The sequence below is a fragment of the Halomonas alkalisoli genome (genome assembly GCF_021412585.1).
Taxonomy (GTDB): domain Bacteria; phylum Pseudomonadota; class Gammaproteobacteria; order Pseudomonadales; family Halomonadaceae; genus Halomonas; species Halomonas alkalisoli.
Genome location: NZ_JAKCMI010000022.1, coordinates 54,741 through 66,785, shown reverse-complemented (window position 1 = coordinate 66,785; position 12,045 = coordinate 54,741). Strand labels below are relative to the sequence as shown.

Here is a 12,045-nt window from a genome sequence, read left to right as displayed (position 1 = left end):
GCCAATGCCGCCGCTCGCCGCCTGGCTGGTGGTCGGATTCATCGCCCTGCCAGGCGGCGGCGCCCAGGCGAACGAAGGGGCCGGCGTCGATGAGGCGGGTTTCCTCGGCGCGCTGTCGACCAACACGCTTTCCGCGAACGATCTGCCGACGCAGCCCCGGGTTCAGGTGCTGCCGGACATTCCCCCCTCGCTGCGGGCGACCCTCGACGCGGTCACCACGGCGGAGCTGCCGGCGGAGTCGGTATGGGCGGCACGCCAGTGGATGAACGAGATGGAGCCGCGCCTGGCCCGCTACGTCTCGGACGCCGAACTGCGCAAGGAGATGCTGGGGCGAATCTATCACGAGTCGCGCCTGGCGGGCCTGTCGCCGGAAATCGTGCTCGCGGTGATCCAGGTGGAAAGCGCCTTTCGGGCCGACGCCGTCTCCTCGGCCGGTGCCGTGGGGCTGATGCAGATCATGCCCTTCTGGATTCGCGAACTCGGCCGCCCGGCGGATGAGCTCAAGGACCCCTGGCTCAACCTGCGCTACGGCAGCACCATCCTCGCCCACTACCTGGCCGTGGAGCGCGGCGATCTCACCCGGGCGCTTGCCCGCTACAACGGCAGCCTGGGGAAGACCTGGTACCCGGAACGGGTGATGGCCGCCTGGCGCAGCCACTGGTGGATTGCTCGCTGAACCTGAGCCCCTGTTCAAGATTTCAGGCGCACCTGCCGATATGGGATAGGCAACATGCCCCGACGATTCTCAGCCATAGGAGCCCCCCATGACCCACCCGTGCGGCACACTCGCCAGGGCCGCCTGGCTGTTTCTTTGCCTGGGACTGCTGGCCCCGACCGCACAGGCCACCCGCATCGTCATCATCGATGCGGACAGCGGTGACCCGCTTGAGAATGCCGTGGTCGAGATCCAGACCGGTACAGCGGAGCCGACGCAGTCTGCCGAGGTCATGCAGCGTGACGCGGCCTTCCACCCCCACGTTTCGGTCATTCCTACCGGCAGCGCAGTGAGCTTTCCCAACCGCGACACCACCCGGCATCACGTCTACTCATTCTCCCCGGCAAAGGTCTTCGACCTTGAGCTCTATCTGCAAGAGACACCGCCTCCGGTGCACTTCGACCGTCCCGGTGTCGTGGTGTTGGGCTGCAACATTCATGATCAGATGCAGGCCTTCATCGTCGTCAGCGATGCCCTGCATGTCGCCGTCACCGCCGATGATGGCGTGGCCGAGTTCGATGGCTTGCCCGCAGGCAGCCACGATGTACGCGTCTGGCATCCTCAGCTATCGGATACGCACCAGCAATGGTGGGAAGGCAGCGTGGCGTTCGGTCAGTCACTGACGGTGTCGCTGTCACTCGAGGGAACGCCGCCGCCGCCAGAGACGCTTTCCCCCCTGCAGCAACGCTTCCGCGATGCCGCCCAACAGCACGCCGAGCAGAACTGAGATGGCGATATGACATTCCGCTTGCGCCTATTGGTGGTCATGCTGCTGGTTGTGGTGGTGTCACAGCTGGTCACCGGCGGTGCACTCCTGCGCGCGATCACCCAGGATGCGCTGGAAAAAGGGAATCGCGACCTGGGCGTCGGGCTCCGCGTCCTCGAGCAGGTGCTCGACGAGCGCGGCCGATTCCTGCAAGGCAACGTCGAGATCCTCGCCAATGATTTCGGCTTCAAGAGTGCTGTCGCCACCCGGGACACCGGCACGCTGCAGTCGGTGCTCGCCAATCACGGCGATCGCGCCGGTGCCGACATGGTATTGCTCGGCGACCTCGACGGCACGCTGCTGGCAAGCAGCCACCACCCCCAGGGAACGGCAATGCCCTTCCCCGCACTTTGGGAGCAGGCGCGGGAGACGGGTGCAGCCGTCGAGGTCGTTATTCAGGAGGGTAAGCCCTACGAGTTCGTGTTGTTGCCGGTTCGTGCTCCCAACCTGATCGGCTGGGTCGGCATGGGTTTCATGATCGACCAGGCACTGGCCAGCGAGATCCACGCCCTGACCCGATTGGACATCAGCTTCATCACCCACCGGAATAGCAGCGGTGGGCCGGGGCACCGGGTTTCGTCGCGGGAGGACCTCGACGCCGCAGCCCTCCGACGACTCACCGCCGAGCTCGACTCCGGGCGCTTCCTTCAGACGAGCGCCTTCACCGAGGACGATCGCTACCTTACTCGTGCACAGCTCCTGCAAAGTGATGCCGGCAACCAAACCTATGCGGTCGTCCAGGCATCCCGCTCCAGCCTCCTCGGCGCCTATCGCGATCTGCAGTGGCAGTTGGGTGGCGTCATCGCCGTGATCCTGCTCTTAACGGCGGCCCTGGCGGCCTGGAGTGCTAGAAGCATGAGCCGCCCCTTGAGCGTACTGGCCGATGCCGCCAGGAATATCGGTCGGGGACAGAATCTGAAAAGCGTGGATGTAACCCCGCATGGCGAGATAGGCCTTCTGGCGGGTACGCTGCTCTCCATGCAGGAAGACATCCGCCAGCGCGAGCAGAGCCTGTTGCATCAGTCCCGCCATGACCGGCTTACCGGCCTGCCCAATCGCAGCTCGGCCCAGGATGATATCGAGGTTCTGGTCCGCCAGCAGACCCGGTTCAGCTTGCTACGCATGGAGATACTCGATTTTCGGCGCATCAATGACACCTTTGGCTACGCCCTTGGCGATCGCGTACTGATCACCCTGGCCCAGCGGCTCAGAGACCTTCCTTCCCCCGTGCGCAACGCCTACCGCCTCGGTACGGACGAGTTCCTGCTGGTGGTCGATGTCTCGGCATGCGATGACCGCTGGGTCGAGTCACTTCGGGCAGGGCTCTCGCAACCCATCGACCTCAATGGATCGCCAATCCATCCGGACCTGCTCGTTGGCGAAGCGAATTACCCTGACCATGGCAACGACGTCAACCTGCTGCTGCGCCGGGCCGATATCGCCCTGCATGCGGCGAGTGCTCGACACCAAAGCCATCAACGCTACCTCGAGGGCCAGGACGAGGAGCACCTGCGCCAGCTCACTCTGATCCGCGACCTGCAGAGCGCCGTGACCTGCGATCAGCTGCACATGGTCTACCAGCCCAAGATCGATGCCAGTAGCGGTGAAGTGGTGGAATTCGAGGCCTTGATGCGCTGGCAGCACCCCTCCCTCGGTTTTATTTCTCCCGATGAGTTCATCACTCTGGCCGAGCGCTCCGGCAACATACGGCCATTGAGCCGCTGGATGTTCAACGCCGTATGCAGCCAGCTTGCCGCCTGGCAGCGCCAGGGACAGCATCTCTCCGTGGCGATCAACCTCTCCGCCGCGGACCTCGGCGATACCGACCTGGTCGACCTGCTGCTCAACCACCTGCGCCACCATGGCTTGCAAGCCGACCAGCTGGCACTCGAGATCACCGAGAGCGCCGTCATGGAGGACGCGACCCTGGCCAGCCAATCACTCAACCGCCTGCGGCAGGCGGGCCTGACAATATCCGTAGACGACTTCGGCACTGGCTACTCTTCGCTGGCACAGCTCAAACGGCTGCCGGTTGGCGCACTCAAGATCGATAAATCCTTCATCCTCCAGCTCGACAGTGAAGATGATGACGCCACGATCGTGCGCTCCACCATCGAAATGGGCCATAGCCTGGGGCTACGCATCGTGGCCGAAGGGGTCGAGAATGAAGCCAGCGCGGGGCTTCTGAAGGAGTACGGCTGTGACTTCCTGCAGGGGTATTGGATCGCTCGCCCCCTGCCCGCCGACAGCGTGATCGAATGGCTGGGTGGCAATAACCCATTCCCCCTCTCCGCGACGAGGCATGCCAAATGACGACTTGCCGCTCCGTCCTGCCGGCATGGATGCTGGCCAGCGTACTGCTCGCCCTGTGCCTGATCAGCGGCCCCGCCCTCGCCGGTAGCCGCCTGCTCGCCACCGGCGGCGTCAGCCAGATCGAAGGAGCCGCCGGTGGCGGCCTGTCGCCATGGGGAGTACTGGCGGGCAACGCCAGCGAAGGCGAACTGGCCGCGACCGCCTTCGCCAGCGTCGCACCACTGAGGGACTATCGACTGACGGTGGGCGGTGTTGCCCTCAACCTGCATGACCGCCTGGAACTCAGTCTTGCTCGCCAGCGCCTTGACCTGGACACGCTGGGTGGTCGCCTCGAGCAGCAGGTCGCGGGCGCCAAGTTGCGGCTGGTCGGTGACCTGATCTACCACCCCTGGGGGATATGGAGCCTGGGCGTGCAACATAAGCAACTGGAGGACGGCACCCTGCCATTGGCAGTGGGCGCCACCAGCACGCGGGGAAGCGACATCTACCTGAGCGGCAGCAAGCTGTTGCTTGCCGCCGTGGCCGAGCGAAACCTGCTACTCAACCTCACCCTGCGCTCGACGTCTGCCAACCAGGGTGGCCTGCTGGGGTTTGGGGGCGATAGGGAGGGGGGACGCTCACTGGTAGCGGAAGGCGCGGCCGGGATGTTCCTGACCCGGCGCTGGGTCGTCGGGGCGGAATATCGACAGATGCCCGACAACCTCTCCTTTGCCCGTGAAGACGATTGGCGCAGCCTCTACTCGGCCTACTTCTTCAGCCCCCACCTGTCGCTGACAGCTGCCGCACTGGACCTTGGCTCGATCGCCGGGCTCGAGCGTCAGCGCGGCGGCTATCTATCGATACAGTTCGCCTTCTGAGCCCTATGGGTGCTGAATCATATTGGTGATGAATGTTACCGGAGAAAAGCGCATGAAAGCCCTGTGGACGACAGCCCTTGCAATGGTGCTATTGCTGGGCGGCTGCGCTCAACGCCCAGCCGAGCCCACACTTTACCAGCAGCTCGGTGGCAAGCCGAGGCTGGCCATGGTGGTCGAAAACCTCATGTATCGCATCGCCGACGACCCACAGCTCATCGGCTTTTTCACCCACACCAATATCGACCACTTCGTCGCTTCGCTGGAACAGCAGCTATGCGACCTGGCCGATGGCCCCTGCCGCTACCAGGGCCCGCCCATGGATCGCGCGCATCAGCACATGGGCATCGACAACGCCGACTTCAATCGTCTGGTTGGGCATATGGAACAAGCGTTGATTGACGAGGGGATTCCTCTGGGGGCGCGTAACAGGCTGCTGCGGCGCCTGGCGCCGTTGCATGGTGAGATCATGCGTTATCAAACCCCGCCACCGACCACCTGACGTACCGGCACACAGACGGCGGGGCGAATTTTGCTCACGACGCGCATTGGCTGGTGCCTGGCTGATACCGTCAGCATCAACTGCGTTCGAGCTTCAGGTCGCCGTTGTCAGCGACCACTTTCGCTTCTGCCACCTGCCACCCGTCGCGCCCTCCGGCCTTGACCCGGTAGAGGGCCTGGTCCGCGGCGGCATAGCCGGCATCGACACCGGCCTGGCCGGCGATGAAGCGTGCCGCCCCCACGCTGAAGGTGACGGTGGCGGCGCTGGGATGGTCAGGATGGTGCAGGGCCGCCTCGCGCAGGCCACCCACCAACCGCTCGCAGTGCCCGGTCAACACACCATCGTCGGCACAGTCGAACAGGGCGGCGAATTCATCGCCGCCCATGCGATAGAGTCGCGCCTGTCCACCCAGCGTCTCGTCGATGAGCCGAGCCAGGTCGCGCAACAGCTTGTCCCCGTCGGGGTGCCCCAGGCAGTCGTTATACTGCTTGAAGAAGTCGATATCGATCAGAATCAGCCCCATGGGTTGGCCCTCGCAGGCCAGCACATCCTGATGAAGTGCGCTGCGATTGCCAACGCCTGTGAGCGGGTCGCTGAGTGCACGCGTCATCCACTCCAGGCTTTCCCGGGTGGCACGCTCGGCACTGCGTCGATGTCGCTCGTGCATCCACCAGAAGGTCAGCCCGAGGAGGAAGATCACCAGGCTGCCGATCAACACCTGCCCCTGGTGCCGGCGAGTGTCTTCAACAAAGGCTGCCGTGACGCTGTTGCGCCGATCCAGCTGGTGCATCTCGATTTCGGTGAGACAGCGAATCGGTGCCAGCAGGCTGTGGCGGAGGTCACTGGCCAGCACGCCCTGACCCGAGCGGAGCTTCACCTTCAGCTCATCGAGCGCGGCCAGGCTCGGCCGCGTACAGCTGTACTCGTTGCGATACAGGCCGATGTCAAACAGGCTATAGGCCAGTTCCAACTGGAAATGCGCCTGATGTCGGTTCTCCTCGTTCAACGAATCCTCCAGCAGGAGATCCAGGCTCTCCTGCAGGTAGTCGCGGGAACGCGTGGCCAGTTGCTGGCCGGTCAGGTTACCGGCCTGACTGAAGTAGGCGTGTATCTCGGGATAGACCCAGCGGGTCTGGTAGGCGATCAGCAACATCAAGAGCGTAAAGCTCATCAGGCTGAGCCACAGCCACCCCAGATGCCGTCTCCAGCGAGGAGCCGGTTTCACGGCACCGCCTCGATGCGCTTGATCATCCAGATCCAGTCGTTGAAATTGCGCAGATTCCCGGGATCCCGGTCACCGTAGTCGCGCTCAACCAGCCTTACCGGGCCCCGCTCACGCAGCGACAGAGGCTCGCCATCCTGATGCGTGACCAGTATCCAGTTGTCATCGTTCCAGCCACCGAGGGCAACGTCATACTCGTCCCAGGCATAAAAGTGCAACGTTTCCGGCACGTCGCCCAGGTGTGCCGTCAGCAGGTCACGGAAGATCAGGCCGCGTATCTCGACCTCTTCCGCCAGGTAGGGATCGTAGAAGGAGAACTCGACATCGGCCTGCTCACGAAGCTCATGGACGGAGAGAAGGATCTCCGTCCCGTTGTGCTGCAACACGATCTGATCGGGGCTGGCTGCGGCAACGGGAGCAGCCAGCAGCAGGCCTGCTGCCAACCATGCCGCCAGACAGATGAAAGGTCGCGAAGATGACATGGGCTGCCTCCGTCCTTCATGTTGTAACGCTGGTTTATTGTTGTTGCGGATTGTTGTTACCGGACTTTGGCAGAGTCTATCACGAACAAAAAAATGCCGGCCCTGACGGGCCGGCTACTGGGGGGATAAAATCCCCCCTCCCCTGACGACTTGCTGTGCAGCTTGGCTCAGTGCTTCTTCTTGCGACGATGGTCGCGGATTACGAAACCGACCCAACCTGCCATGAATGCGATCATCATTGCGACGGTGACCAACCCGAAAATAACTGCGTCATCCCAGTACATGGTGTTTTCCCCCGTCTCTGATGCGATGACTGCACTGTAGCGCGTCGCCGCGGGGGGAAAACTGACCTGTATCAATTTTGTACCTGCCTGACCTTCGGCACGGCTTCGGATTTGATGCAGGTCAGTTTTTTGAGCCTTTCGGCGTCAGGGGAGCTTGCGGTCCTCGACCTGGGAGGGGTCGACATCCGGCGACAGGGGGTGGCCCTTGGCCAGTTCGGCGCGATTCGCTTCACGTACCGAGAGGACCTCGAGCCGATAGTGCAGGGTGTGCCCGGCCAACGGATGGTTGGTATCGATCCGCACCGTGTCGCTGCCGACATCCAGGATGGTGACGATCTGCGGGCCGTCATCGCCCGGGGTCTGGAAGCGCATCCCGGGGGCCAGGTCATCCATGGGAAAGGCGGCGCGGCCCACTTCCTGTACCAGTGCCTCGTTGCGCAGCCCGTAAGCTTCGGCTGGCATCAGGGTCACCGTGAGACTGGCGCCTTCCTGCTGACCCTCCAGGGCACGCTCCAGTCCGGCCATGATGTTGTCATGGCCATGCAGATACTCGAGCGGCACCCCGCGGGCCCGCGAGTCATCGAGTACGGCGCCCTGCTCGTCACTCAGCACGTAGTGCAGCGTCACGACCCGTTGCGGGGCGATTGTCATGGCTTTCTCCTTCAGGTATCGGATTTCGGCGCCAGCACCAGGCAAGCGAGCGCACCTGCCGGCCCTGGCATCTCAGCCCTGGGGGCGCAACTGGGCCACGGGCATTATCAGCCGCTGCTGGCGGTTCAACAGGTTGAGCAGGACGATGGCGCGCTCCTCGCCCTTGTGGCTGGCAAAGACCGCCTGCAGGTCCTTGAAGGGCCCCTCGGTGATCTCGACGATCTCGCCGGCACGAAAGTAGACATTGGCGGTGGCGTTCTGGTCCTCGACGCCCTTCTCGCGGAGCATGTCGACCAGGGCATCCTCTACCGGCAGCGGCTTGTCACCGAAGGTGACGATCTTCAGGACGCCGCGGGTGGAACGAATCGGACGCCAGTTGCTGGCCACGCGGTCCAGGCGAATGAAGAGGTAGTGGGGAAACAGCGGTTCATTCAACCAGACCAGCTTGCCCCCGCGCTTCTTCTGCACCTCCAGCACCGGGTGAAAGAGGTCGTAGCCTTGGTTTCCCAGATGCTCGGCTGCACGAAAGGACTCACCTCCCTTGCACTGAATGACGTACCAGCGCGGCAGGTTATCGTCGACGTCGACCGGGGGGTATTCGAAATCGCTCATGAAGGGCTCCTGATCGAGACATCCTGCTGGTATCGCTGCCGGGGCTCTGCAACAATCGGACAGCCATTGCATACCGCTCGCCCGTCGAGCGGTGGCCATTCTACCATTGTTGACCGCTATCGGGCGGCCTCCAAGGCCACCGAGCCAAAAGGAGCAGCATACCGAATGTCCACCCCCATCGCCCGCCGCAGCTGGCGTTCCGCCCTGGCCATATACCTGCGCGCGCCCGTCATCACCATGCTGTTTCTGGGTTTTTCCGCCGGATTGCCCTTCCTGCTGGTGTTCTCGACCCTTTCCGCCTGGCTGCGCAGTGACGGGGTGGAGGTGGCGGCCATCGGCTTCTTCTCCTGGATCGGGATCCTCTACTCCATCAAGTTCTTCTGGGCGCCCATTGTCGACCGCCTGGCCCTGCCCGTACTGACCCGCAGGTTCGGCCAGCGGCGTGGCTGGATGCTGCTGGCTCAGGCCATGATAGCCGCCGGCCTCATCGGGCTTGCCAGCCTCGACCCCAACCAGAACCTGATGCTGGTGGCCGCCTTCGCCCTGCTGGTCGCCTTCGGCTCGGCCACCCAGGATATCGCCATCGATGCCTTTCGCATCGAGTCCGCCCCGGACGATATCCAGGCGGCCATGGCGTCGACCTATATCATCGGCTATCGCGGCGGCCTGCTGGCCGCCGGCGCCGGCGCCCTCTACGTGGCGTCGTGGATCTCCTGGGAGGCCGCCTACCTGACCATGGCCGCCCTGGTGGGTGTCGGCGTGATCACGGTACTGGTACGCCCCGAACCGGAGCGGCTGTCACTGACGACGCAGCTGATTCACGAGCCCCGGGTGCGCGCTTTCATTCGCGCCAGCCGCGGCCAGCCGCGCCACCTGCGCCGCCTGGGTGCCTGGTTGATCGGTGCCGTGGTCTGCCCCTTCACCGACTTCCTCTCGCGCCATCGACTCAAGGCGCTCTGGCTGCTGGTGTTCATCGCGGTATTCCGCATCAGCGACCTGGCCATGGCCTCCATGGCCAATCCGCTCTACATCGACCTGGGCTTTTCGCTGGCCACCATTGCCAATGTGACCAATGTCTTCGGTATCGCCATGAGCATCAGCGGTGGCATCCTGGGGGGGCTGCTGGTGGCACGCTACGGCATCGGCCCGATACTGGTGCTGGGCGCGGCGGCGGCCACTCTGACCAACCTGCTGTTCGCGGCCCTGGCGCTGGCCGGCCAGAGCCTGCCGATGCTGGTCATGGCCATCGTCGGCGACAACCTGGCCAATGGCCTGGCCAGCGCGGTATTCATCGCCTTCCTGTCGAGCCTGACATCGCGGGCCTACACGGCGACCCAGTACGCGCTCTTCTCGTCACTGATGACACTGCCAGGCAAGTTCCTGAGCGGCTTCGGCGGCCTTGTGGTGGCAGCGGAGGGCTACGCGACGTTCTTCGTCATCGCCACGGCCCTGGGGCTGCCGGCCATCGCACTGGCGATCTGGATCAGCCGCGACCAGGAACTGGTACCTCGCCCCACGGCACCGGCCGCCTGACACCTTGCGTGGCCTGCCCAGGCAGGCCACGCAAGTCAACGGGACAGGTTGGCCTGGAGCCAGGCCAGGGCGCCGGGGGTGGCGCGCCACTGGTCGCGCATCAGGGTGCGGTACTGCCAGGCTTCGGCGCGGGTACCCGGCTCGGCCACGCTGTCCGGCCCCGTGGGTACGGGGCGGGGGTTCTCGGCACAGAGCATGGCCAGGGCATGGGCGTTGTGACGGGTTATTTCCTGCAGCACCGCCTCTGCCTCCTCCTGCTGCGAGAGGCGATAGAGAGCCAGCGCCCGCCCCATCAGCATGCCCAGCACCGGGGACTCCTCATGCCGAGCCTCGGTCATCTCCAGCGCTTCCTGGTCGCGCCCTTCGCGCAGGAGCTGGTCGAGGACCAGCTCCTGCAGCCCCAGGCTGTCCTGGTCGTCCAGGGTCAGCAACCGCTCGGCCAGTCGACGCGAACGCTCCCGGGCGCCACGCTCCATGCCCACCACCAGCGCCAGGCCGGTACGCAGCAGCACCGCGTTGTCGGCACTGTCCCACAGGAAGGGGCCGTCACCCTCGCCGCGGATGCGTTCGAGCCAGCGCTCCAGGCGGTCGGCAAGCGGTTCGAACAGGCTCGGTGACATCCACGGCAGGCTGCCGAAGCGGCTGGTCAGCGCCAGCGCCAGCGACTGGACGACACGGGGCGAATCGAGCCATTCGGGGTGGGCGCAGAGCTGGCGCAACCAGGTACCGGCTTCGCCCCAGGGGTCACCCTCGAAGCCCAGGGCGCTCTCCTCATCGACGGCCACCTCGAAATGCACCTGCCAGGCGGCAAAGAGCGTGTCTTCGCGAGCACTGCTGTGATATTCCAGCTCACCCTTGCGATGGCGGATATCCAGGCCCGGCGCCGGCGGCAGCTCGGCCAGCAGAGCCTGCAGCGCTGCCAGGGGTTCCGCCAGGTCCTCCTCGGCGTTGAGCAGCTGATCGGCCAGGGTGGCGCCGGGATTCTCGGCCAGGTCGGCCAGGAACTGCAGCTGGTCGGGCTCGAGTTCGCCCTGGCGCTCCAGGCGGCGGAACCAGAAGCGTGCTCGCTCCGTGGCCTCCTTCTCATGGCCTTCGTGGAGCAGCAACATGGCTTCGATATAGGCCAGGGTGGGCGAATCGGGCAGCGCCTGCTGGGCGCGCACGAATGCCTCCCGGGCGCTGTCCAGGTCGTCGCTGTCCAGGTGCATCAGGCAGAGGCGCTCCAGTGCCACGCCGCGAAGGAACAGCGGGCCTCGGTCCAGCACTTCGTCGAGCAGGTCCGCTCGCTTGCGGTTGAAACCACGCTCCTGGTAGAGGTCGACCAGCAGCTCGAAGGCCGGCTCGGCCTGTACCGGCAGCCGCGACCAGTCGCCGCGGTGAAACAGCGACTCCAGGATCTGCTGGGCACGCCCACGCTGGCCGGTCTCGGCCGCGATCAGGCCCGCCTCGAGCAGGGCCTGGGCCGGGGCACGCCCGCTCGCCAGGGCGGCCTTGAGAGTCGGCCCCTTCCAGTCACGCAGCGACAGCATCCACATCAGATGATCGGGGACGTCGGCAGGCATCGCCACCGCACCGCAGCAGTGCTTGGTCTTGCGCCCTGAATCGCACCAGCAGGGCTCATTGCGCCCCGGGCGCGCCAGGGGCTCGCAGGCAAAGTCGGCACGTTCGAGCGGGGTCTGGCACCACAGCTCGGGAGCCAATGCCTGGGCCATGGCCAGGTCGCCGCCCATGAGTACCGCGCCCTCTTCCCGGGCCCAGGCCATGAACGCCGGATACTGCTCGTCCTCACGGATCGCCGTCAGTGCCCCTGAGGCAAAGCCCAGAAGCTGTTCCACCCATACTGCCAGCATCGCAGTCTCCGCCAATCCCGAAAGCCGCATATTCTAACAGGGAAGCGCCGTTTCATGTGGCTTGCAAATGCATGTTCAAGCACCTGGCCTTGGGTCGCCCCCTCAGGGAAATGCTGCACAAATCGACGAGCGAGATGAAGCGGCTAGGTTCGTTCCCGACGAACCAACGCACTTCCCACATCCCTGTGGGTCGCAAGGCGCACGGAGCACAGAACCGAGCGAAGCGACAAACAGCCGTAGGCTGGCCCCGAAGGGGCGAGA

Annotated in this window: 12 protein-coding genes; 6 read left to right on the top strand and 6 right to left on the bottom strand. The window is 64.6% G+C overall.

Annotated features, from left to right (window positions below):
* Positions 1 to 4: 4 nt before the first annotated feature.
* From LY622_RS08320 to LY622_RS08300, 5 genes are all read left to right on the top strand, one after another.
* On the top strand, positions 5 to 676 hold the full coding sequence (locus LY622_RS08320; RefSeq protein ID WP_439649578.1) for a lytic transglycosylase domain-containing protein: 672 nt from the start codon (positions 5 to 7) through the stop codon (positions 674 to 676).
* A gap of 88 nt (positions 677 to 764) precedes the next feature.
* A complete protein-coding gene (locus tag LY622_RS08315; RefSeq protein ID WP_234290469.1) occupies positions 765 to 1,442 on the top strand; it encodes a methylamine utilization protein in 678 nt (225 codons plus the stop codon).
* 9 nt (positions 1,443 to 1,451) lie between these two features.
* Positions 1,452 to 3,794, top strand: a complete 2,343-nt coding sequence (locus LY622_RS08310; RefSeq protein ID WP_234290468.1) for a putative bifunctional diguanylate cyclase/phosphodiesterase — start codon at positions 1,452 to 1,454, stop codon at positions 3,792 to 3,794.
* Positions 3,791 to 4,651 carry a DUF3034 family protein gene (locus LY622_RS08305; protein WP_234290467.1) on the top strand — a complete coding sequence of 287 codons (861 nt, stop codon included), beginning with the start codon at positions 3,791 to 3,793 and terminating at the stop codon, positions 4,649 to 4,651. The genes LY622_RS08310 and LY622_RS08305 overlap by 4 nt, the downstream gene beginning before the upstream one ends.
* 52 nt (positions 4,652 to 4,703) lie before the next feature.
* Positions 4,704 to 5,150 carry a group 1 truncated hemoglobin gene (locus tag LY622_RS08300; protein ID WP_234290466.1) on the top strand — a complete coding sequence of 149 codons (447 nt, stop codon included), beginning with the start codon at positions 4,704 to 4,706 and terminating at the stop codon, positions 5,148 to 5,150.
* 76 nt (positions 5,151 to 5,226) lie between these two features.
* On the opposite strand, the gene LY622_RS08295 is transcribed toward LY622_RS08300, so the two are convergent.
* From LY622_RS08295 to rfaH, 5 genes are all read right to left on the bottom strand, one after another.
* On the bottom strand, positions 5,227 to 6,375 hold the full coding sequence (locus LY622_RS08295; protein ID WP_234290465.1) for a GGDEF domain-containing protein: 1,149 nt from the start codon (positions 6,373 to 6,375) through the stop codon (positions 5,227 to 5,229).
* Entirely contained in the window at positions 6,372 to 6,854 is a 483-nt protein-coding gene (locus LY622_RS08290; RefSeq protein WP_234290464.1) for a hypothetical protein, read from the bottom strand. Before LY622_RS08290 ends, LY622_RS08295 begins: the two co-directional genes overlap by 4 nt.
* A gap of 167 nt (positions 6,855 to 7,021) precedes the next feature.
* Positions 7,022 to 7,138, bottom strand: coding sequence for a cytochrome c oxidase subunit CcoM (gene ccoM, locus LY622_RS22550; RefSeq protein ID WP_305038517.1), 117 nt, complete (start codon positions 7,136 to 7,138; stop codon positions 7,022 to 7,024).
* Between the two features lie 144 nt (positions 7,139 to 7,282).
* Positions 7,283 to 7,789 carry an FKBP-type peptidyl-prolyl cis-trans isomerase gene (locus tag LY622_RS08285; RefSeq protein WP_234290463.1) on the bottom strand — a complete coding sequence of 169 codons (507 nt, stop codon included), beginning with the start codon at positions 7,787 to 7,789 and terminating at the stop codon, positions 7,283 to 7,285.
* 72 nt (positions 7,790 to 7,861) lie between these two features.
* A complete protein-coding gene (gene rfaH, locus LY622_RS08280; protein WP_234290462.1) occupies positions 7,862 to 8,401 on the bottom strand; it encodes a transcription/translation regulatory transformer protein RfaH in 540 nt (179 codons plus the stop codon).
* Positions 8,402 to 8,566: 165 nt separating this feature from the next.
* Between rfaH and LY622_RS08275 the strand changes: the two genes are divergently transcribed.
* Complete coding sequence (locus LY622_RS08275) at positions 8,567 to 9,934, top strand: AmpG family muropeptide MFS transporter (protein ID WP_234290461.1); 1,368 nt, start codon at positions 8,567 to 8,569, stop codon at positions 9,932 to 9,934.
* Between the two features lie 35 nt (positions 9,935 to 9,969).
* On the opposite strand, the gene LY622_RS08270 is transcribed toward LY622_RS08275, so the two are convergent.
* Positions 9,970 to 11,784, bottom strand: coding sequence for an SEC-C domain-containing protein (locus LY622_RS08270; RefSeq protein WP_234290460.1), 1,815 nt, complete (start codon positions 11,782 to 11,784; stop codon positions 9,970 to 9,972).
* Positions 11,785 to 12,045: the final 261 nt, after the last annotated feature.